We start from the raw sequence: 23,006 nt of genomic DNA, 5'->3' as shown, positions 1-23,006 counted from the left end.
GTGATTACAGAATAAAATACCCTAATTTTACTTAAGATTTCGAAAGAAGTTTTTGCTTATGTCAGAAGAAAAAATGATGCGATTAGGCCAGATAGCCAGAAAGCTCAACGTGGGAACGGCGACCATCGTAGAGTCCATGGCTAAAAAAGGCTTTGAGGTGGAGAATAATCCGAATTCCAAGATCAGTATGGAACAAGTAGAGATGCTGAGAAAGGAATTCAAATCTTCTGCCCTCGATAAAGAAGAGGCTTCCCACCTCTCTATAGGGAAGCGCCATGAGCCTATATCGATGGAGACAGAGGAGCCTAAGCAAGAAAAGGCCCCAGAGCCAGAGCCTGCTGCTCCTGTGGAGACTCCTAAACCTGAGCCAGCTCCAGCTCCAGCTCCAAAACCGGCTCCAGAACCAGAGCCAGAGCCAACGCCGAAAAAAGAGGAGCCTAAGCCAGAGGAAAAACCGGAAACTCCGGCTCCTGCTGCTACTTCTGAATCTAAGAAAGAACCTGAATCTGATAAAATAGAGACAGAAGCCCCTCAATTGGGAGGTATTAAAGTTCTTGGTAAAATTGATTTGAGTAAAAATCCTGCGCCCAATCAAAAGCATGGTGGCCATAGAAAACATGGCGACCATAAGAAGGGTAAGCAGAATAAGCCAGGTCAAGACCAAAAGAAACCTGCTGCTCAACAGAAGCAAAATCCGCCGAAACAACAACAAGCTCCTGCCAAGCCAGAGCCTAAAAAAGAAACTCCTCCTGCTCCAAGTAAAGAGCAAGAGAAAAAGCCTAGTGAGGTAATTTCTGCAAAAGCAGATTCCCTTAAAGGTTTGACAGTACTTGGTAAGATAGAATTGCCTCAAGACAAACCTAAAAAGAAAGGTGGTCCTGTAGCTTCTTCTGACGAACGAGGAAGAGATAAAAAGAGACCTCGAAAGAGAATTGACAAGGGCGGCGGAGGCCGTGGAGGTCAAGGCCAAGGTGGAAACCGAGGCAATAACAGAGGCGGCAATAATAGAGGCGGCCAAAACAGAGTTCAAAAAGCTGAGCCTACTCAGAAGGAAATTCAAGATCAAATCAAGCAAACGCTTGCTAGACTTCAAGGAAATAAGCCAGGAAGTGGTAAATCCAAGTCTAGAAGAGATAAAAAAGCAGAGAGAGAAAGAGATACAGAAGTACAGAGCGAAGAAACTAAGTTATTAAAAGTAACAGAATTTATTTCTGCAAATGACTTAGCGGCTCTTTTAGATGTTTCAGTAAATGAAATTATCTCTACATGTATGTCTCTTGGTATGTTCGTTTCGATCAACCAAAGATTGGATGCCGAAGCAATTACGATCATCGCTGATGAATTTGGGTATGAAGTAGAATTCACCAAGTCTATTGAAGATGAAATTGTAGAAGAGGTTGAAGATGATCCAGAAGATTTGATCGAAAGAGCCCCTATCGTTACGATCATGGGACACGTCGATCATGGTAAAACTTCTCTTTTGGATTACATCAGAACTTCCAAAGTCACTGCTGATGAGGCAGGGGGAATCACACAGCACATCGGTGCTTATGATGTGAAGACCAAGACAGGACATAAAATCGCGTTTTTGGATACTCCAGGACACGAAGCCTTTACTGCGATGAGAGCGAGAGGTGCGAAAATCACGGATGTTGCGATTATCGTAATTGCTGCAGATGATAGCATCATGCCTCAAACAAAAGAAGCCATCAACCACGCACAAGTTGCTGGGGTACCGATGATCTTCGCGATTAACAAAATTGATAGGCCAAACGCTAATCCTAATAAGATCAAGGAAGAGTTGGCAAATATGAACCTGCTTATTGAAGAATGGGGAGGTAAATACCAGTCTCAAGAACTTTCTGCCAAAACTGGTGAAGGTGTTGATGATCTTTTGGAGAAAGTACTTTTGGAAGCAGAGGTATTAGAACTAAAAGCGAATCCTGAGAAAAATGCTTCTGGAACAGTGATAGAAGCTTCTTTGGACAAAGGGCGTGGTTATGTGACCACTGTCATGGTTCAAAGCGGTACATTGAAAATTGGAGATATTATCTTGGCAGGTAAGCATTATGGTCGTGTCAAAGCGATGTTTGACCATAAGAGCAAGAAACTTAAAACTGCTGGACCATCCACACCAGTTCTATTATTAGGATTGAATGGAGCACCACAAGCAGGAGATATTATCAAGGTTTACGATTCTGAGAGAGAAGCTCGAGAAATTGCAAACTCAAGAGAGCAGATCCAGAGAGAGCAAAGTTTAAGAACCAAGAAACACATTACGTTGGATGAGATTGGTCGTCGATTGGCGATTGGTTCTTTCAAGGAATTGAATATTATCATCAAAGGTGACGTGGATGGATCTGTAGAAGCCCTTTCTGATTCCTTGCTGAAACTTTCGAAAGATGAAGTGAAGGTGAGCATTATCCACAAAGGGGTAGGTCAGATTTCAGAGTCTGATGTATTGTTAGCTTCTGCTTCAGATGCAATTATCCTTGGATTCCAGGTAAGACCTTCTTCTAACGCCAAGAAATTGGCAGAGCAGGAAGAAATTGAGATCAGACATTACTCAATTATCTACGATGCGATTAATCAGATCAAGGATGCAATCGAAGGTATGCTTGAGCCAGAATTTGAAGAAGTTATCACTGGTAACATTCAGGTTAGAGAGGTCTTCAAGATTTCTAAAATCGGAACAGTGGCAGGATCTTATGTACTTGATGGATATATCACCAGAAAGAATAAAATCAGAGTCATCCGAGATGGTATCGTGATCCATGAAGGAGAGATTGACCAGTTGAAACGATTCAAAGATGATGTCGCTGAGGTGAAAGCTGGATATGAATGTGGTATCTCTATTAAGAATTTCAACAACATCGAGATCGATGATACGATCGAAGGTTACGAAATGAGAGAAATCAAGCGTAAAAAATAAATAGCTATAAATTGATATAGTAAGAAGGAACGGGAAACCGTTCCTTTTTTAATTTTAACCTATGATTCAAGCCATTCTATTCTTCTTGAAACTCGGAGTCTATTTATCACTTCTTCAAATAATCCTAGGATTGATCAAACCAGTGTATGTTTTATGGTTTTTGGATAGATTCAATAGGCTTAAAGTAATTAAGATATTTGGAGGGTCAGCTATTTTGTTCTTGAGTCTCTATGGTTTTGTGAAATTTTATTTTGCATAAAGTCTCCGGTAAGAGATAAAGTTTCGGATGAGAAAGGTATAATTTTTTTAATAGACCTTTTTCACATTTTTATTGGTGATAGATTGAAATATTTATACATTTCACCTTGCAAGCCATCTGAATTGAAAAGAATTTCTTCCATATTACTCCTCACGTGTTTCGCGATTTACCAATTTGGTTTTTATGCGTTTTACGTTTCTTATGATTCCCACTTGGAATCAAAATGGCAAGAGGAGGTTTTTGACCTGGATTTGGAGCAATTGGATGAGAAAATGCTTGAGGTTCCCATGACCATCCCTTACAGGTCTTTTCAGGAGGATTTCCAGGTAACTAATACTAGATTTGAAAAAGACGGGAAATTCTTCCGAGCGATTAAGGAACGTTACATTAACGATACCTTACAGATTATTTATGTTCCTGATACGGGTAGAAATGTGTTGAATAATGCTTTTCAACAATGGGTTTCAGGTATGATGGATGATGAACTTCCCCAAGATCAGGGAAATAAGTCCATGTTGAAAAACTTTGCCAAAGATTATATGAGAGCTACCGTTTTTCATTTCGCTGGAACTAATCTCACGACTCCAAATAACACAGTTGCATTTACTTTTTCAATTTATCAAAATCCTTTTTACTCGATCGAGTCACCCCCTCCTCAAAACTCTTGATTTTTACAATTAGAATATCCTAAGGTATTCTATCTAACAGGAGCTATTTCCATAGCTCTCATTTACCTATTGCCCCTTTTTGATTGATAAAAAGAGGGGGCGAAACAATATACCCTATAACAAATGAAAAGAATTTATACACTAATAGTAGTGGCATTGCTACTACATTCAATGGATACCTATGGCCAAGGCTGTGTGGCAATAAGACAATTTTCTGGTTTTGGAAATTCTGTAGGTCAGGGAAATATCCTTGAAAAAGGAGAATGGAATATTTCTGCCAATTATCGCTATTTCAAGTCATTCAGACACTTTAGAGGGAGTCATGAAGAAACCAATAGACTTGAAGATGGGACTGAAGTAATAAACCATCAACATGGACTGGATATTAATATAAGCTATGCTTTTTCCGAAAGGCTATACGGGATCGTTTCTCTTCCATTTCAATACAATGAAAGAAGCTCTTTGTATGAGCATGGTCGGACCGAGCGACATACTACTTATTCCAAAGGTTTTGGAGATATGAGAATCGGAGCTGGATACTGGTTACTTTCTGGTGAAAAAGCAAAAAAAGGGAACACTGCGGTAGGTATAGGTGTCAAATTTCCTACGGGCGACTATGCAGCGACTAGTACTTTCTATAATCAAGGCGATGAAGGAGTAGAAGAAGTAAAAACGGTAGATCAATCTATCCAATTAGGGGATGGAGGAACAGCTTTAATTCTGGATTTCCAGGGTATCTGGAATCTTACCGGAACGTACTTCTTGTACTATGATGGATTTTATATGATCAATCCCAAGGAAACCAACGGTACTCCTACGAATAGAAGAAGAGAAAATGAAGCGATCATGAGTGTTCCAGATCAATTTGCTGTTCGGACAGGAGTATTCAAGTCATTCGAAAAAGTCCATGGATTAGGAGTTTCACTTGGCGGTAGAGTAGAAGGGATTCCTGTAAGAGATCTTATCGGAGGAAGCGATGGTTTCAGAAGACCTGGCTATATCGTTTCAGTGGAGCCTGGAATCAGTTATATGCTTGGTAATGTGACAGGAAGACTTAACGTGCCTATTGCGGTATTAAGAAATAGAACGCAGAGTGTAACAGATATAGAAAATTCTACTCCAGATAAAATCGTGCATGGAGATGCTGCCTTTGCAGACTACCTGATTAATTTTTCACTCGCCTGGAGAATACCTAAAAAATTGCCAGATGTTTTCAACGCGCATTGAGCAGTTAAAATTAAGGCAGAAATAAAATTTCAATTATGTACTTAAATATAAAAAAATCGGTGGCAGCTATCTGTTGCCTCCTGGGTTTTACGACCTATTCATTTTCCCAATCCCCTACGGATGAATTAATGATGCCAAAGAATGAAATATGTTTTCTTCTGAATTTTCAATACGGAGAATTTAACAAGTATTGGGAAGGCGATTTCCTGCGAGAAAATGAGACCATCGCAACTGTACAGCGGAGGTCAGCATTATTGATGGCAGCCTATGGAATTACCGATAAGTTAGACGTGTATGCGGGTTTGCCATATATGGAAACCAATTCTACTACGCCGAATGGAGGCAAGTTCGCAGGGACATCAGGAGTTCAAGACCTTTCCATTGGTGTGAAATACAAAGCTTTAGAAAGGACGGATGATAAAGGAAAGCTATCTCTTTATGGCTCTATTTTATTTTCAACTCCAGTGTCCAATTATTTATCGGATTATCAACCATACAGCCTTGGGCTAGGCACACCACAAATAGCCTGGCGGGCAATTGCCCACTACCAATTCAATAATGGTTTTTATGGAAGGTTTGCAGGTGCTTATGTATGGAAAGGATACACGGAGGCTGAACGTGAATATTATTATAATGACGGCAGTTATTACACTGCTTGGATGGATGTACCAAGTTCATGGAATTTTGATTTAACCATTGGTAAATGGTTTTTTGAAAATGACCTAAGAGTGGAAGTGACGATGAGCAATCAGACATCGACATCAGGAGATGATATAAGAGCTTACAACGCACCTCAACCTACCAACAAAGTGGATATGACGCGTGTTGGAGGCTTTGCTCATTATTATTTCCCAAAGATCAAAGGGCTGGGAGTTTTGGGGTATTTCCAACAGAATGTTGCTGGAAGAAATGCACCTAAAATGACCTCTTTTGGAATGGGAGTCACTTATCAGTTTGGGTTTTAATTAAAAGGAAATGAAAAATAAAATTTACCTAATATATACGTGTTTGATTGCTATTTTAATGGCTTGTAACAAAGATCTACCTACAGAATTGGCCTATGATTCTTATAACTATGCCTCTTTAGATCAAAATGGAGGGACTTGGAAGCCTATTCTTCTATCCAGTGGATCAGAAATAAAAATAGACGAACCTACTTCTACTAATTCTGCTGAATATCAACAAGAATTAGAAATGGTAAAGTCTGGAATAGAAAACATGAGTTCTCAACAAGAGAAGAACTTGAAAAAATGGACCAATAACCCTGTGGTAAGGTGGAATGAAATTGCATTGGAACTGATCGCAAAATATAACTTGATTCCCGGCCCAAATCCAGATGGTTCCTACACCTTGCCAAATCCAAGTAATCCCGATGGACCTCCAGTTTTTCCATTTTCTCATCCTCCCTATGCAAGCCGTGCTTTAGCCTATATGTCTGTGGCCCAGTATGACGGTTTGATTACGGCGTGGAACTACAAGTTTCAATACAACAGAGAAGCTCCTTATGTTATTGATCCGAGTATTAAACATGCCTATGAAGATAATGAATTGCCTTCCTACCCTTCAGATGGGGCAGTTGTGGCTGCAGCCTCTAAAACTGTTTTGAAAGCGATGTTTCCATTGGAAGGTGAATACCTCGATCGTAAGGAAATGGAGCATTTAGAGACACTTTTGCTTTCAGGTGAGTATGTTCAGAGCGATTTGGATGCAGGAGTTAAAATAGGAAATGAAATTGCGGCAAAAGCTTTGGAAAGGGCCTCAACCGACGGGATGAAAAATGCTCAAACTTCAAAAGCTGTTTCAGATTCATTGGCGAATGCTGCCTTTGAAAGATTTGGCTGGAAATGGATAAACCAAGAGGCACCTCAAAGACCGGTAGGGTTAACTCCTCTTTTTGGGCAAGTGAAAATGTGGAATGTGCCCAATGTTGAGGCAACGAGACCACCAATACCTCCGGCTCCGGGTTCCCCTGAATATGAGGAGGATGTGATACTTTTAAAAGAGTATGCTGCTCAACAAAGTGTTACCCATAGACGAATAGCCAATTTTTGGCAGGATGGTTTAGGAACATATACTCCACCAGGGCACTGGAATGAATTTGCCAACCGCTTTATTGTTGAAAAGAAAATGAATACACTAAGGTCTGCTAGAACCATGGCCTATTTGAATATGGCTGTTATGGATGCTGGCATCAGTTGCTGGGACGCGAAGTATTATTATCATTACCCAAGACCTATCCAGACTATTGAAGGTTTTGAAACAATCGCGGGTACACCAAATTTCCCTTCCTATACTTCTGGCCATTCCGTGTTTTCGGCTGCTGCATCTGAAGTATTAGCTTATATATTCCCTGATAAAGCTGAAACTGTAAGGGCTTGGGCTGAAGAAGCTGCAATTTCTAGAGTTTATGGAGGTATCCATTGGACATTTGACGCAACTGTTGGAACTACTCAAGGCGTCAATGTAGCCCAATATTCAATCGAAAAAGCAAAAGAGGACGGAGCCGACTTTTAATGAAAAATTTGAAATCAAAGGGCCTCAGCTGGCTCTTTGATTTCACTTTTTAAACTTCTTGTGGCTAAAACCATCAAAGAGATTGCCAATACAAATAAGGCGGCTGCAATGATGGAAAGCACATAGATGCCATCTTGGAAATTTCGCCAAGCGAATAAACCCAAGGAAGCTAAGGTGACGGTAAACATGAAAAACATGGGGATGGTCACAAACCATGCATTTATTTTTTCACGAATCATCCAAACAGCAATTGTCAACAAGGCCAAGGCTGCCAATAATTGATTGGCGGAGCCGAAAATTGGCCAAAGGGTCGTGAATTCTCCAGAAACCAGAAGTAAGATGGATAGTCCAACCACAATACCTGTAGATAAGAATCGGTTGCTTGCGACTTTTTTTGCCGCTGGTTGAGGTAAATCCTCAAAATATTCTTGCAAGGTAAATCGAGCCAGGCGAGTACAAGTATCTAAGGTTGTCAAAGCAAATGCTGAAACAGTTAATGCGACAAATGCTGTTGCAAACTGCTCGGAGATCCCCAAAGATGAAATCATTCCACCTAAACCTGTGGAAAATAAAGCAACAGGTCCTTCACTGGTCAACTGAGAAAGGTAATCACCCCGATCCAGCACTATCACTGCACTGACCGAAATGATTGCAAGAAATGATTCGATTAGCATTCCCCCAAAACCTACAACTTTTGCATCACTGGGCTTATCAAGTTGTTTTGAAGTGGTTCCAGAAGCTACTAAAGAATGAAATCCGCTAATAGCACCACAGGCAATGGTGATAAACAAAACAGGGAATATATAGCCAAGGCTCTCTGAGGAAGCGATAATTTCATTTCCCATTTTTACTTCGGGATTGGCAATGAAAATCCCCAAAACTGCAGCGAGGATCATTCCATATAATAAAAAGCTATTTAAATAATCTCTTGGTTGTAAAAGTAGGCTTACTGGGGTGACTGAAGCGATAAATGCATAACCCAATAAGGCTAGAATCCAGATTTTATAATCTAAAATAATAGGAAATTGCATTCCTACATAGACAAAGAAATACATCAGCACGACGCCAATAACCGTAAGGAAGGCAAAAGCTATCTTTTTATTGCCTACCCATTTGCTTACCGCTCCAAAAGAGATGGCCAAGAAAATAAATGAAATGGATGCCGAGGCTACTCCAGGGTTGCTAACGAAAGTTTTGGCAATAATGTCAGCAAAAACACCTATGACCAGTATTAAGGTGGAAAAACTAAAAATGATAAATAATTGCTTCCCTTTTGGGCCAATTTGTTTTCTGATGATGACACCAATAGATTTTCCTTCGGTCTTCAGAGATGCTGCCATGCTGCCCAAATCGTGAACAGCTCCAAAGAAAATTCCTCCTATTAAAATCCAGATAATTGCTGGGATCCAACCAAAAGTTACAGCGATTATGGGGCCTACAATAGGCCCAGCACCTGCAATTGAGGCAAAATGATGGCCTAAAACTACTATGGGTTTACTTGGCTCGTAATCTACTCCATCCTTAAATTCATGAGATGGAGCTGGATTTTCGTCCGATAACCCAAATTTTTTATATACGTATGATCCATAAACTTTGTAGGCTAGGAATAATATGATTCCGGAGGCAAGTAATAATAAAGGAAGGCTCATATTCAGCTATTTGGGAAATGGGTCTTTTGCCGATTAAATTATTTGTAAATTAATTTTTACTCAAAATAAAGGATTATTAAAGGGAGAAAAAATAGAATTAAAACTGATTTTGAAAAGATAATTAGCCCTAATTAAAACAAGGTACTTTAATTACTGGTTTTATTTAATGGAGATTAGGGCTAAATTTGTAACCTTTGATTTGTCAAAACAACGACCTAAAATCACAATATGGCTTGGTTTAAAAGAACTGACAAAGGCATCAAAACTTCCACAGCGGAGAAAAAGGATACACCAGATGGCCTTTGGTTTAAGACCCCTAACGGAAATATCATTCATACCCGTGAGTTGAAAAACAACGCGTATGTATGTCCAGACGATGATTTTCACGTAAAAATAGGATCCAAAGAGTACTTTGAGATCTTGTTTGACGGGAACAAATTCACCGAATTAGACAAGGATATGAAGTCAGGAGATCCGCTCAATTTCACAGATACCAAACCGTATACTGCGAGAATTGAAGCGACGATCAAAAAAACAGACCTAAACGATGCAGTAAGATCTGCGGTAGGAAAAATGAACGGATTGGATCTTGTGGTTTCCTGCATGGACTTTAATTTCATCGGAGGATCCATGGGCTCTGTAGTTGGAGAAAAAATCTCTCGAGCAATTGACTATTCCTTGAAAAATAAGGTTCCATTCTTGATGATTTCCAAATCCGGAGGTGCTAGAATGATGGAAGCAGGATTCTCATTAATGCAAATGGCGAAAACATCTGCTAAGCTTGCCTTGTTAGATCAAGCAGGAATTCCTTTTATTTCCCTATTGACTGATCCTACTACAGGTGGCGTAACAGCTTCCTATGCGATGTTAGGAGATTTTAATATTGCGGAGCCAGAAGCCTTGATTGGTTTTGCGGGTCCAAGAGTAATTCGGGAAACAATCGGTAAAGATTTACCAAAAGGATTCCAAAGTTCAGAGTTTGTATTGGAGCATGGCTTTCTGGATTTTATTATTGACAGACGTCAATTAAAGAGCAGATTGACCACTCTTCTTAACCTCTTGCATAATTAATCTGATATTCTATCAAATGAATCTCAGTTTCAGGCCAAATTTGAATTTGGTTTTGACCTGTTTACAGGATTAATAAATATATTTGTGTTCGAAAATCGGAATCAATCCATACGAAAAAGTAAAACCAATATTTCATGGGTTCAGTAATTATTACATCCATAGTAGCATTTACGATAATTATCCTGCTACTGGTATTTATTCTCCTTTTTGCCCAATCTAAGTTGGTCAACTCCGGAGATGTCAACATTATCATCAATGGTGACGAAAGTTCTCCCCTTGTAACTTCAGCAGGCACGACCTTGCTATCTACTTTGGGTGGACAAAAAATCTTTCTTCCTTCTGCTTGCGGTGGCGGTGGTACTTGTGCCATGTGTAAATGTGTAGTAGAAGAGGGTGGGGGCGAAGTCCTTCCTACTGAAGAGGGACACTTGAGTAGAGCAGAACAACAAGGAAATGTTCGTCTGGCTTGTCAAGTGAAAGTGAAAAACGACATGAAAATCCGGGTGCCAGATGAAATATTTGGTATCAAGAAGTGGGATTGTGAAGTTATTTCTAACTACAACGTTTCTACTTTCATTAAAGAATTTAAAGTAAAACTTCCTGAAGGAGAAACTTTGGATTTCGAAGCGGGAGGATATATCCAAATTGACGTTCCGGTAGTGACAGTCAATTTCAAAGAGATGGATATCACGCCACATCCTGAGCTGGGTCACCCAGAGGATGTATATCAAAGCGATTGGGATAAATTTGGTCTATGGGATCTTGTTATGAGAAATGACGAGGAAATCTTTAGAGCATATTCCATGGCTAATCACCCAGCGGAAGGTAACATTGTCATGTTGACAATTCGTATTGCTACTCCACCTTGGGATCGTGCAAATAACAAGTGGATGGATGTGAATCCAGGTATTTGTTCTTCTTATGTATTCTCAAGAGTACCTGGCGATAAAGTGACTATTTCTGGACCATATGGTGAATTCCATATCAATCCTACTCAAAGAGAAATGGTTTACATTGGTGGTGGTGCTGGTATGGCTCCTTTGAGAGCACAAATTTTCCACCTTTTCCATACAGAGAAAACTTCAAGAAAAGTTTCTTACTGGTATGGAGGTAGATCTAAGAAGGAATTGTTCTATGTACCTCACTTTAGAGCAATCGAGGAAGATTTCCCTAACTTCCAATTCCATATTGGTCTTTCTGAGCCATTGCCAGAGGATAACTGGAAGATTAAAAAGTCTTTGGATGACAAAGAAGGAGATGGATATGTAGGATTCATTCACCAAGTGTTGTATGATAACTACCTAAAAGATCATCCGGAGCCAGATGAGGTAGAATACTACCTTTGTGGACCTCCATTGATGAACGCAGCCGTATTGAAGTTGCTAGATGATCTAGGAATTCCTGAAGAAAATATACGCTTCGATGATTTCGGAGGATAAAAATTTTAAAATCCCGCTTCGGCGGGATTTTTTTTGTTTAATGCTAACCTACTGAGCTATAATCCATTTTTAAACTTTGACAAAAAAGGCAGGGATTTTGATTTAGTTTTTAAAAATTATTAAAAAAGTAAAAGGGGCTTAACTCTTGAAAACCCTAGTGATTTTTGATTATTTTTACCTAATACCGCACCCTTATGAATATTCAATCCTTTTTCGATCCTGTTGCTGAGTTTCTGTGGCAGAAAAAATACCCTAACAATACCTTCTTTCATCAGATCCATTATTACGGAGAAGAATTTCCTGAATTGAAAGGAATTCAGATTGCCATAGTAGGGCTAAAAGAAACCAGAGGAATAAAGAAGTATGAGAGTTTAGATCGATCAAGTTCTGAAATTAGAGAAAAGCTTTATGAGCTGAAGCGAGGTTTTGGAGCCATCCGTGTAGCGGACCTTGGTGATATGATTTGTGGTGATACCCTTGAGGAAAGCTACCAAGCTATCCAACAGGTAGGTGAGTATTTGATGAAACGTCAAATTTTACCTATTTATATCGGGGGTACGCATGATTTGGATTTTGGGCAGTATTTATCTTACCAAAACATGAAGAAGCTGGTAAGCATGCTGACGGTAGATGGGAAGTTGGATATGGAGGAAGAGGGTCCAATGGCAGATCAGCATACCCAAGAAATCATTCTTCATCAACCAAATTTTCTATTCTCTTATTCTCATTTAGCCTACCAAAGCTTTTTAGTAGACCCTTCCTTGATCAATGTGATCGAAAAGCTATATTTTGAACATATGCGATTAGGTGAGGTAAGGTCTGCATTTAAGGAAATTGAGCCCTTGATCAGAAATGCAGATTTTCTCAGTTTTGATCTTGGAGCTATTCAATCAAAAGATGCACCTGGCGCGGTAGATGCTCAGCCATTTGGGTTGACAGCAGAAGAGGCTTGCCAGATTTGCTGGTTTGCTGGATCCAATGAAAAACTGAGTTCGATCGGAATATTTGGCTATGAGCCTTATTACGATGATCCCCATAATAAAACCGCAAAAGTCGTTGCGGTGATGATCTGGTATTTTATTGAGGGCTTTTATTCAAGAAAAGATAGCCTTTCCTTTAAAAGCAATGATTATATTAAATACACAGTTTCATTGGACTCAAAGCCTAATACGTTGGTTTTCTATAAGAGTAAGAAAAGCGGGAAATGGTGGATGGAGATTCCTCAAACTGAAACAGAAAAATTTGATCGATTGACTACAGTGCCCTGTAGCTATTCAGACTATCAGATGGCACAAAAGGGAGAAATTCCAGAACGTTGGGTCAATGCCCAGATCAAATTACTATAAATGAAGACATTTACTAAGCAGCAGCTTGCGCTGAGAAATGGACAAGATAAACCCGAAATTTGGATCGCCTATCAAGGAATAATTTATGACGTAAGTAATTCAAAAATGTGGAGGAATGGGAAACATTATGAGCATTGGGCTGGGCAAGACCTAACCGATGAACTGAAAGATGCTCCCCATACTCAGAGAGTTTTTGAAAAATTTATTCCGATTGGCCAATTAATATAAAATGATTTTAATAGCAGATAGTGGTTCCTCAAAAACGGATTGGCGAGTCATTCATGAAAATGGAAATATTAGCCAATTTAGAGGTGTGGGGTTTAATCCCTACTACCAATCTTCCGAAGAGATGGCTATTCAAATGCGACATGAATTTTTAATCAACCTTGAATCTGAAATTGAGCAAATTTATTACTACGGGGCTGGTTGTTCTGTAGAATCGAGAAAGCAAGAAGTAGCTTCTGCTCTTCAGACAATTTTCCCAAAAGCGAAAATTCATATTGACCATGACCTTGCGGCGGCTGCCAAGGCAACTTGCGGGCATGAGCCAGGTATTGCCTGTATCCTAGGTACTGGGTCCAATAGTTGTGATTTTGATGGCAAAACTATAATTGATTCTAGACCCGCTCCAGGTTATATTCTCGGGGACCAAGGTGGGGGAGGCTATGTAGGAAAGAATTTCCTGATGGATTATATTAATGATGAAATGCCCAAGGCAATCAAGGAAGAGCTAGAAGCCAAGCTTCATGTGACAATTCCTACGATTCAGGACCATGTTTACAGAAAGCCCTTTCCTAATAGGTATATGGCTAGCTTTTGTAGATTTATCACTGAGCACAAATCAGACCCCTATTGCTACATGCTTTATTACAATTCCTTTGTGGAGTTTTTTAAAGTTCATGTAATGAAATACAAAAACTATAGAGACAAGCCAGTGAATTTCGTCGGTTCCATTGCTTACTACAACAGCGATATCTTAAGAAAAGCTGCTTTAGACTCGCAAATCACAACAAACTTAATTATTGAAAGTCCAATTTCAGGATTGACTCTTTATCACCAGGAAGAATTATGAAAGTAACTGAAAGCTCATCGCATTACGATAATCTTGAAAAAATGACCGTCTTGGAGTTGCTCCAAAACATCAACAAGGAGGATCACTTAGTGCCAATGGCGGTGAAATCCGTATTGCCTGGGATTTCTGACTTGGTAAAAGAAATAGTGCCTAGAATGGAGGCAGGTGGCCGACTGATTTATATCGGTGCTGGAACTAGCGGAAGGCTAGGGATTCTTGATGCTTCCGAATGTCCACCGACCTATGGAGTTCCTCATGAATGGGTGATTGGAATAATGGCTGGTGGAGATATTGCTATTCGAAAAGCGGTAGAAAATGCGGAAGATGACTGGGATCAGGCCTGGAAAGATATTTTAGAATATGGTTTTAATCCTGATGATACGGTCATCGGAATAGCAGCCTCTGGTACAACTCCTTATGTCATTGGGGGAGTTCGAACTGCAAAAGAAAAAGGTTTACTTACTGGCTGTATCACTTGTAATGAAGACTCTCCCTTAGGGAAGGAAGTGGATTTTCCTATTGAGGTAGTGGTAGGTCCTGAGTTTGTTACTGGAAGTACCCGAATGAAATCAGGGACAGCACAAAAGTTGGTCTTGAATATGATCTCTACGACCGTGATGATCAAGCTGGGGAGAGTGAAAGGCAACAAAATGGTAGATATGCAGCTATCCAATGCAAAGCTCGTGGAAAGAGGTGTGAAAATGATTATGGAGGCAACTGGGGCAGAGTATGATGCAGCCAAGGACCTATTACTTACTCAAGGTTCCGTTCGTTTGGCAACAGAGCATTTTTATAAGAACAAGACATCCTGACCAATAGATATTTTTCGAGCTAAATGGGTTAATACAAAGAATGGTTGTATCTTTGCAGCCCAATTAAGGAATTGATAGTCAATTGCTTATTTTAATCCAAAAATCCAGCAGTGATGCTGCATACTTATGAAAAACAACAATCCGAGAAAACAATTTTTCAAGGGAGACAATGAAGGAACTCCATCTAACAAATCAGATAAAAGAGGTGATTCCAAAGGGAGAACTAGAAAGTCTGATGTTAAGGACGAAGGCTTCGATTTAGCCAAGAGTTCATTCTCAAAGTCTAACAAAAGGGGAACTTCAGGATCCTATGACAAAAATTCCAAAGGTTCAAGATCTGGAGGGGAGAAAAAGTTTGGAAGTAGATTTCCAAAAGAGGAAGAAAAGGGGAACGATAGAAAATCAGGATTTCAAGGGAAATCCAGTCGTTTTCAAAAAGATGAAAATGCACCCAAAAGATTTGGGGAAAAATCTTTTGAAAAAAGAGGGAAGTCAGGAAAATTTGGTTCGAAAGACGAGAATGATGGCTTAGTATATAAGGGAAGAGGTAAAGATCAGAAACCTGTTTTTGCTCCCGGGAAAGCCAAAAAATATGATGGCAAGCCAAAATCAGCTGGCTTTGGCAAGAATAGATTTAAATCTAATTCTGAGGCTCAAAATGATAGGCCTGATTATAAATTTGATGAATTACCTGCGAGAAAAGCCAAAGGAAAGGGTGAGGACACCTTATTTCGTTTGAATAAATATATTGCCAATTCCGGTATTTGCAGCAGAAGAGAAGCTGATGATCTTATTGCAAAGGGTCTGGTTTCAGTCAATGGTAAGGTAGTTACAGAGTTAGGACTGAAAGTGAGCAAATTTGACCGGGTAGTCTACCAAGGGAAGAAGATTAACCCAGAGAAGCCAGTATACGTGCTCCTAAACAAGCCTAAAGACTTCATTACTACTACGGATGATCCATTAGAAAGAAAGACTGTGATGGCTCTAGTAGGCAATGCTTGTGAGGAAAGAATTTTCCCAGTAGGTCGATTGGACAGAAATACCACGGGTTTGTTATTATTTACCAATGATGGTGAATTAGCAGCCAAGCTCTCTCATCCTTCAAACCAGATCAAAAAGATTTACCAAGTCACGTTAGACAAACCTTTAACTCATAATGATGAGAAAGATATCCTAGAAGGTTTGACTTTAGAAGATGGTGAAGTAGAAGTGGATGATATGCAGGTACTGTCTGTAGATAGAAAAATCTTGGGTTTAGAGATTCATGTAGGGAAAAATAGAATTGTGAGAAGAATCTTTGCTCATTTGGGATACGAGGTAACAGCCCTCGACCGAGTGATGTATGCAGGTCTTGACAAGAAAGATCTAAAACGAGGTAATTATAGATTCCTTTCCGAGCAGGAAGTGATCAAGCTTAAATATTTCGCATAAAAGGAAAAGCTCCTAATTGGGAGCTTTTTTTGGTTAAGAAATGACTCAAATTCTCAAGTAAACCTTCTTCTATCGACTTATTATTCCAGTATTTTAACGACTGGAAATTCTGTGATTCTTAAAGTTGTACAACCGTAGGGGATTAAGGTTAGAATCTGATTTTCACTTTCCCAATCCGATTGAGAGATTTCAGCTCTTAGGTTCTCAGGTAAAATTGGTGATCCATTAACCGTTTTCCATTCATCCAATTGGATTCCATTGATCGTGATTTCTAGTGGAGCATTTTCCAGATTCCAAGGGTAAGATCCATCCCATTCATTTTCTTTAATCTCCAAAGAAGCAGCTAAATTATCCAGCGCAGATTGAGGCAGGGCAAAATTCCAGGGACTGGTTGATTCATGTTCTGTAAAGGCTTTGAACCTGTCATTTCTATCTTTGGTTGTGGATTGGGATTGGATTTTCAGACTATAGACTAGTGGGCCTTTTTCAATTGCGGCCATTCCCTGATACCATCTTGATACTTGAGGCTTACTTGGAAGTGTCAAAATAATTTGATCACCATCATTCCATTTTTGATTTAAAATAGTGATTCCATTTTTTATCTGAAATTCCACATCCTCTCCATTGATTTGAATAGATGGAGAAACGGCCCAAGAAGGAACTCTAAGGTGAAATGGGAATTCAGAGCTTTTCGAAAGTTCCATTTCAAAAGAAATCTGATCTCTGAATGGATAGCCGGTACTTTCTTTCAAAGTCAATTCTGCTTGATCTCCCACAAGTAGCTTCACATTGCTAGGGGCATATTGAAGTGCAGCAACTCCTCTATCGGGAGTGGCATAAAATAGATTTTGTACAAACTTAGGCCAACTCTGATGCATATTGGTGGTGCAGCAAGGATAGCCTGTCAAAGTGCCAAAAACAAAATCAGTCCCGTCATGATTTTCTGTCTCATAAGAGACATCTATTTTATCAGAAAGGGAAACTTGGTTGGCTGCTTGGAAATACTGTCGTGAACTGTAATCATCTGATGCCTGAGTAGGCAAGGCATTGAAAGTGATTTTTTCCAAAAGATCGGCAAACTCCATATCTCCTGAGATTTTAATTAAGCTTTCTAAGGAATACATTTCCTCTGAAATGGAGCAAAATTCGATACCTTGGGTAGGAGCATTTCCATGTAAAGGTTCATCTCCGCCATACATTCCCTGAGCTTGTCCATGGTGCTTTTTTAAAGTTTCCAAAGCAGTCTTGATGGAAGTTATGGCAGCTGGATCTCCACTTTTTTGATAGTAAACCCCAGGCTGTTTGAGGCCTTGAGCTACATTGACTGTGTGGAGGCCTGGAACTTGGGTTAAGGAAAGACTTTTTATTTCTTCTTGGTCAAAAGGATAGCCTTTTATTTGATTATAATGCCAGACATTTTCAAATACACTGTCATTTTCAGGGTTATTGTAAACAGCTTGCCATGGGAAAGTTTGCTCCTGAATTAAATCACCCAATTCAATTAATTTGGGATCACCAGTAATGTTGTACAACCAAAAAACCACTTGCAGATTATCTCCTGCACGACGATTAGCCCAAAAGGAAAGATGATCCATAGGTATGTTTGGTAGCTCTTCTAATTGGTAATGAAAATAGTTTGTCAATGCTTGGATCACTCGTTCGTCCTCGGTAGCCTGATAGTATTGCTGAAGAACTTTCAGCATGACCATTTTTGGCAGAACTTTCAGCATGACCATTTTTGGCCACCAGTCTTTACGAGGACCTTTTTGAATCCCCGCTTCAAATATCCGGATTCTGCCTGATTTTCTAATGTCCAATTGACCCATTTCAGCGCCTTTTCCTTTAGTTTTTCATCTTCGAGCCTTTTCCTTTAGTTTTTCATCTTCGAGAATATATGCCAGCGGCAACAATCCATCAATCCAATAGGGGCCTCTTTCCCAGCCATCTCCATCTCCTCCCAGCCAACCATTCCGATCTCCAACTACCTCAGGGTAAATTTCATCCAGGTGTCCAGTCATTCCATTGGCCATGAGCTGCAATTGATCTTTCAGCCAACCTTCAGGTTGAATGCTTCCAAGTGGTAACTCTAAATATGCTGTAGGGATTAAAGGAGCACGATTGGAAAGGTAATGTGGTTCATTTGATTGCTCGGGAGATTTACAAGCAAAAAGAATCACTAAAAATAATAGGGTTGTAAAACGATGCTTCATGGTAAAGTTCTTTGGACCATGGCAAAATAGGAAATACCTAGATGAACAGATAACCCTTTACATAAAAGTCAGACAAAGCCCTTTAAAGCTTTTTCCAATTCTCTTTTTGGTAGAATTCCTCCTTTTCTCCAGAGTATTTTTCCCTTTTTGAATAAGATGTAATGAGGAATAGAGCGTACCGCAAATTGTTGCGCCATTTGTGGATGCTTGTCAATGTTTAGTTTAAGAAGTTTAATCTTACCTCCTAAACCATCCAGCACTTCTTCAATAATAGGATCCATGGTCTGGCAAGGGCCACACCAATCCGCACGAAAATCTACCAAAACTGCATCTAATCCTTTCGTGATGATTTCTTTTGGGTTCTTTTTAGGCATAGACGAATTTATAAAAACTCTTTCAAGATTGAAGCCTACATTCTTTTGAATGTAATAGACAAAAAAAATGGCTACCCGATTCTCGGATAGCCATTTTCATCAAAACTTTTATTATTAGTTTGTTGGTGCTGGAGTAGTTGGTGCAGCAGGCATTTCTAGACCTAACTTTGCCAATACTAGCTCTGTGAATTTGTCTTCTTCTTTCGTGTAAAGTAACACTGGAGCTTGACCTGCAGTTTCTGCAAATACGTGGGTGTAATTATTTTCAGCAGCAACCGTATTGATCGCGTTGATCACTTTAGTTTGTACTGGTTCTAATAATTCACCTAACTTTCTCTGGTAAGAAACCTGAGCGTCTTGCTCGTATTTCTGAAGATCACCTTGAAGTTTGCTAAGCTCACCTTCTTTAGCTGCTCTAGCTTCTTCAGTCATTGTTTGTGCAGCTTGTTGATAAGTCTGCACTTGACGCTGGAAGTCTGCAGCTTTTGTCTGAATATTCGTTTGTAGCTGAGTTTGGTAGTCTTGAATATCAGCTCCAATTTGTTCCATTTCTGGCATCAAGTCCATAATAAACTCCACATTGGTATATCCAATTTTGATGTCTTGAGCTTGTGCCGCAAATCCTACGCAAAGCAATGCTACTGCTGAAAGGATAACTTTTACTTTGTTCATACTTTGTTTGTAATTAATTGTTTTCTTCGATTCCTAATTCCTCCAGGACAAACTCTGAATAGTCATGTCGTGGATCTGTATAAATAATGGCTGAAGGTCCTGCTGCTTTATCAAACAGAACTGCCAAACCATTTTTTCTGGATACTCGCTCGATCGCATCGTATATTTTTGATTGAAGGGGTTGAAGCAATTCTGCTTGCTTCTGGTAATATTGTCCTTCAATTCCGAATATGCGACTGTTAAAGGCTTGTGACTCCTGCTGCTTCTGTTTGATGACTTCCTGTCTCTCTTGGTACATCTCTTCTGTCAACAGTACTTCTTCAGCTTTTAACTGATCATAAAGATCCTTTATCTCTTTATCCAAATTTTGTGCCTCTTTCTTCCAAGCATTGCTCAGACTTTGGAGCTCCTGCTGGATGACTTTATAGTCCGGATGTTTGTTGAGAATGTATTCAGTATCAATATAACCGAACTTTTGAGCGCTTGCAGGCAGTACTTGCATGGCAAAGAGCAGCAAAAATAATATTTTCAGTGATTTTTTCATGGTTATGGACAAGATTTAGCCGCTATATTAAAATCCTTTTTTGGATATAATTTTGCATAAATTAACTAATCTATCTCCGGTTTCCATCATTATCTGAATTGTTGACCGATTCTAAAGTGGAATTGTGAACCACTAATTTCAGTTGTTCCTGGGATGGCATCAAATCCATATCCCCAATCGACTCCTAGCAAACCAAACGCAGGCATAAAGATTCTTGCACCCACACCAGCAGATTTTTTCAAGTCATAAGGGTTGAAGTCCGCATAGGATCCCCAGTTATTACCCGCTTCCGCAAATCCTAGTACGAAGATGGTGGCAGATGGGTTAGGAGATACCAAGTATCTTAATTCCATCACGTATTTGTTATAGACAATACCACCGTATGGGTCTGCATTATCTTGTCCACGTGTATCTCTACCTGGAGTGATAGACTGGTTTTCATAACCTCTAAGACCAATAATTTCCTGTCCTAAGGCAAAGTTATTAAAGGTCATTCCATCACCACCCATTACGAATCTTTCTAAAGGAATGATACCGATTTTATTTCCATATGAACCTAGGAAGCCCATGTGTGCTCTTGCACTGGCCACGAATTTATTCGATCCAAAGAGCGGTGTATAAATAGATGCATCAAACATCCACTTATGATACTCAAGCCACTTGTACTTCTCCTGGTCTGTAGACTCTTCGTTAAGATTTTTGTTTAACGATGCATAAGGTGGTGTTACAGCTGCAGATAAGATGATATTAGAACCAAATCTTGGGAAGGTAGGGTTATCTACGTTATTTCTGGAAATGGTCGTATTTAATGTAATACTATTAGAGGTACCAGTAGGATAGCTCAAGCCAAATGAGGTACCGAATCGATCAAATTCATAGATCTGGAATTGTAGTGAGTTACTAATGCTGAAGTAATCATCAGGCCAAGTAACACGCTTAGCAAGTCCGAGAGTTACCCCCGTAATCTTGAAGTATCCTAAATCGTTACCAAAGTTATTCTGATTATAGAAATCGACTTGTCTTTGAACAGAGTGGTTAAAGCTAAAGCTTAATGCTTGCGGCTTTTTACCTCCAAACCAAGGTTCAGTTAAGGAAACTGAATAGTTCTGGAAACTTCTACCATTTGCCTGAACACGTAAGGAAAGCTTTTGTCCATCTCCAACAGGCAATGGATCCCATTTAGAGAAATCGCCAATATTTCGGATCGAGAAGTTGTTAAATACCAATCCAACAGTACCTACGAATCCGTAGAAACCTCCCCAACCACCGGATAATTCGATTTGGTCATTCGGTCTTTCTTCCAACTCAAACGTGATATCCACTGTGGCAGCTTCAAAGTTTGGTCTTAAATCAGGATTGATTTTTTCAGGGTCAAAATAGCCTAAAGTGGAAAGTTCTCGAATCGTACGAACTAACAAACTTCTATTGAATTTCTGACCTGGAAGAATACGAATTTCACGCATAACCACATGGTCAGACGTTCTTTCGTTTCCTTTGATGTTTACAGAGTTTACAGTTACCTGAGGACCTTCAAAAATTCTCATTTCGAGATCTATCGAGTCTCCTGCAACATTCACCTCTACAGGATCAATGCTAAAGAACAGGTATCCGTCATCTTGATATAGTGAACTCACGTCATCTCCTTTCTCAGGATCGTAATTAAGTCGCTTATCAAGTAATTCTTTATTGTAAACATCCCCTCTTTGAATTCCTAGTTTTGCTAACAAAACAGGATCTGGATGAATGTAATTACCTGTAAAGGTTATATTTCTGTAGTAATACTTTCTACCTTCTTCGACTTCAATGTCAATATTGATTTTGTCCTGAGTGAAGTCATAAACTGAATCTTCAACAATTTCAGCATCTCTAAAACCTCTACTATTGTAGAAATTAATCACGCTTTGTTTGTCAGCAATGTATTCTTTAGGGATGTACTTGGATCCACTGAAGAAATTAAGCTTGAAGTTCTTGTTGATATAATTTTTCACATCCTGCGAAGAAGCAGAATCGGTATGAAAAACGGTATTAGAAATGTCAGAAGCATTTGCACTGGTGATTCTAGAGTAAACATCTTTGAAAACACTTACTCTTGCATGCTCCTTCGTTTTCTTAAGTTTCTTCTTGACTTTAGAATCAGCGATTTCCTCGTTACCGTAAATTTTGATCTCATTGATTTTGACTTTGGACTTCGTGTCCACGTCAAATCTAAGCTTCACTGAGTTTGGAAGGGTCGTATCTCTTTCTTGGATAATTTTTACATCGGCATTTAAGTAACCTTTATCCAAGTAATATTTTTCAATGTTTCTTTTGGCGGTATTCAGCACGTCATCTCTAACAACTCTACCTCGGATATTTACTTTATCCTTTAATTCGCCTTCCTGAGTTTTATTCATCCCGCTAAATTCTACACGGGAAAATCTTGGTCGTTCTGTTAAGTCTAAAAGAAGATAAATATCATCTCCTTCTACTTTGGTAACTAGAATTTTCACATCCCCGATGATTCCTTGAGCCCAAAGCTTTTTAAGGGCATTAGAAATAGCATCACCTGGAACTTCAATGGTATCGTCAACTTTCAATCCAGAAAGAGAGATAATTGCGATCTCATCGAGCGTCGTCAATCCTACCGCTTTTATTTCAGCGATTCTATACATCTGGGGTTTTTGATAATTCAACTCCAGGATATTGACTGGTTGAGTGGAGGCATAGCGGCTTTGGCCCAAACGTATTTGCGCCATTGCTGAACTTGTCCAAACCAGACAAAACAGAATCAGTAAACTTCTTTTCAT

General features: G+C 39.4%; 19 protein-coding genes. 12 read left to right on the top strand and 7 right to left on the bottom strand.

The genetic code is table 11. The features are described from left to right. Window positions 1-58 precede the first annotated feature (58 nt). The 5 genes from infB to ALPR1_RS19870 all read left to right on the top strand — a co-directional run bounded on the left by infB (window position 59) and on the right by ALPR1_RS19870 (window position 7,600). Window positions 59-2,932: a translation initiation factor IF-2 gene (infB, locus tag ALPR1_RS19895; protein ID WP_008203392.1), complete on the top strand. Its 2,874-nt coding sequence runs from the start codon at window positions 59-61 to the stop codon at window positions 2,930-2,932. Between the two features lie 381 nt (window positions 2,933-3,313). Further along, a complete protein-coding gene (locus tag ALPR1_RS19885; RefSeq protein ID WP_040303945.1) occupies window positions 3,314-3,859 on the top strand; it encodes a hypothetical protein in 546 nt (181 codons plus the stop codon). Between the two features lie 123 nt (window positions 3,860-3,982). After that, complete coding sequence (locus ALPR1_RS19880; RefSeq protein ID WP_008203387.1) at window positions 3,983-5,086, top strand: hypothetical protein; 1,104 nt, start codon at window positions 3,983-3,985, stop codon at window positions 5,084-5,086. A 35-nt stretch (window positions 5,087-5,121) separates the two neighbouring features. Then, window positions 5,122-6,051: a hypothetical protein gene (locus ALPR1_RS19875; protein ID WP_008203385.1), complete on the top strand. Its 930-nt coding sequence runs from the start codon at window positions 5,122-5,124 to the stop codon at window positions 6,049-6,051. Between the two features lie 10 nt (window positions 6,052-6,061). Beyond that, on the top strand, window positions 6,062-7,600 hold the full coding sequence (locus tag ALPR1_RS19870) for a phosphatase PAP2 family protein (RefSeq protein WP_008203384.1): 1,539 nt from the start codon (window positions 6,062-6,064) through the stop codon (window positions 7,598-7,600). Between the two features lie 14 nt (window positions 7,601-7,614). Here the strand turns inward: ALPR1_RS19870 and ALPR1_RS19865 are convergent, their stop codons facing one another. Next, window positions 7,615-9,249, bottom strand: coding sequence for a carbon starvation CstA family protein (locus ALPR1_RS19865; protein WP_008203382.1), 1,635 nt, complete (start codon window positions 9,247-9,249; stop codon window positions 7,615-7,617). A 228-nt stretch (window positions 9,250-9,477) separates the two neighbouring features. Between ALPR1_RS19865 and accD the strand changes: the two genes are divergently transcribed. The 7 genes from accD (at window position 9,478) to ALPR1_RS19830 (ending at window position 16,420) form a co-directional block, all read left to right on the top strand. After that, entirely contained in the window at window positions 9,478-10,320 is an 843-nt protein-coding gene (accD, locus tag ALPR1_RS19860; protein WP_008203380.1) for an acetyl-CoA carboxylase, carboxyltransferase subunit beta, read from the top strand. A 134-nt stretch (window positions 10,321-10,454) separates the two neighbouring features. After that, window positions 10,455-11,759, top strand: coding sequence for an NADH:ubiquinone reductase (Na(+)-transporting) subunit F (nqrF, locus tag ALPR1_RS19855; RefSeq protein ID WP_008203378.1), 1,305 nt, complete (start codon window positions 10,455-10,457; stop codon window positions 11,757-11,759). A gap of 194 nt (window positions 11,760-11,953) precedes the next feature. After that, window positions 11,954-13,105, top strand: a complete 1,152-nt coding sequence (locus tag ALPR1_RS19850; RefSeq protein WP_008203376.1) for a formimidoylglutamase — start codon at window positions 11,954-11,956, stop codon at window positions 13,103-13,105. After that, complete coding sequence (locus ALPR1_RS19845) at window positions 13,106-13,333, top strand: cytochrome b5 domain-containing protein (protein WP_008203374.1); 228 nt, start codon at window positions 13,106-13,108, stop codon at window positions 13,331-13,333. A gap of 1 nt (window position 13,334) precedes the next feature. Then, the gene (locus tag ALPR1_RS19840; protein WP_008203371.1) at window positions 13,335-14,177 is read left to right on the top strand and encodes a hypothetical protein; all 843 of its coding nucleotides are present in this window, start codon (window positions 13,335-13,337) and stop codon (window positions 14,175-14,177) included. Then, window positions 14,174-14,989 carry an N-acetylmuramic acid 6-phosphate etherase gene (murQ, locus tag ALPR1_RS19835; RefSeq protein ID WP_008203369.1) on the top strand — a complete coding sequence of 272 codons (816 nt, stop codon included), beginning with the start codon at window positions 14,174-14,176 and terminating at the stop codon, window positions 14,987-14,989. Before ALPR1_RS19840 ends, murQ begins: the two co-directional genes overlap by 4 nt. Before the next feature lie 126 nt (window positions 14,990-15,115). After that, a complete protein-coding gene (locus tag ALPR1_RS19830; protein ID WP_008203367.1) occupies window positions 15,116-16,420 on the top strand; it encodes a pseudouridine synthase in 1,305 nt (434 codons plus the stop codon). 80 nt (window positions 16,421-16,500) lie between these two features. Here ALPR1_RS19830 and ALPR1_RS19825 read toward each other — a convergent pair whose 3' ends face one another. The 6 genes from ALPR1_RS19825 to ALPR1_RS19805 all read right to left on the bottom strand — a co-directional run bounded on the left by ALPR1_RS19825 (window position 16,501) and on the right by ALPR1_RS19805 (window position 23,006). After that, on the bottom strand, window positions 16,501-18,246 hold the full coding sequence (locus ALPR1_RS19825; RefSeq protein ID WP_050776416.1) for a beta-L-arabinofuranosidase domain-containing protein: 1,746 nt from the start codon (window positions 18,244-18,246) through the stop codon (window positions 16,501-16,503). A gap of 24 nt (window positions 18,247-18,270) precedes the next feature. Beyond that, window positions 18,271-18,630 carry a hypothetical protein gene (locus tag ALPR1_RS21045; RefSeq protein WP_050776415.1) on the bottom strand — a complete coding sequence of 120 codons (360 nt, stop codon included), beginning with the start codon at window positions 18,628-18,630 and terminating at the stop codon, window positions 18,271-18,273. A gap of 68 nt (window positions 18,631-18,698) precedes the next feature. Then, entirely contained in the window at window positions 18,699-19,004 is a 306-nt protein-coding gene (locus ALPR1_RS19820) for a thioredoxin family protein (protein WP_008203366.1), read from the bottom strand. A 114-nt stretch (window positions 19,005-19,118) separates the two neighbouring features. Further along, complete coding sequence (locus tag ALPR1_RS19815; protein WP_008203364.1) at window positions 19,119-19,676, bottom strand: OmpH family outer membrane protein; 558 nt, start codon at window positions 19,674-19,676, stop codon at window positions 19,119-19,121. Window positions 19,677-19,689: 13 nt separating this feature from the next. Further along, a complete protein-coding gene (locus ALPR1_RS19810; protein ID WP_008203363.1) occupies window positions 19,690-20,220 on the bottom strand; it encodes an OmpH family outer membrane protein in 531 nt (176 codons plus the stop codon). Between the two features lie 89 nt (window positions 20,221-20,309). Continuing rightward, complete coding sequence (locus ALPR1_RS19805; protein WP_040303052.1) at window positions 20,310-23,006, bottom strand: BamA/OMP85 family outer membrane protein; 2,697 nt, start codon at window positions 23,004-23,006, stop codon at window positions 20,310-20,312.

This window comes from Algoriphagus machipongonensis (genome assembly GCF_000166275.1).
GTDB classification, from domain to species: domain Bacteria; phylum Bacteroidota; class Bacteroidia; order Cytophagales; family Cyclobacteriaceae; genus Algoriphagus; species Algoriphagus machipongonensis.
This window is presented reverse-complemented; position numbering and strand designations above follow the sequence as displayed.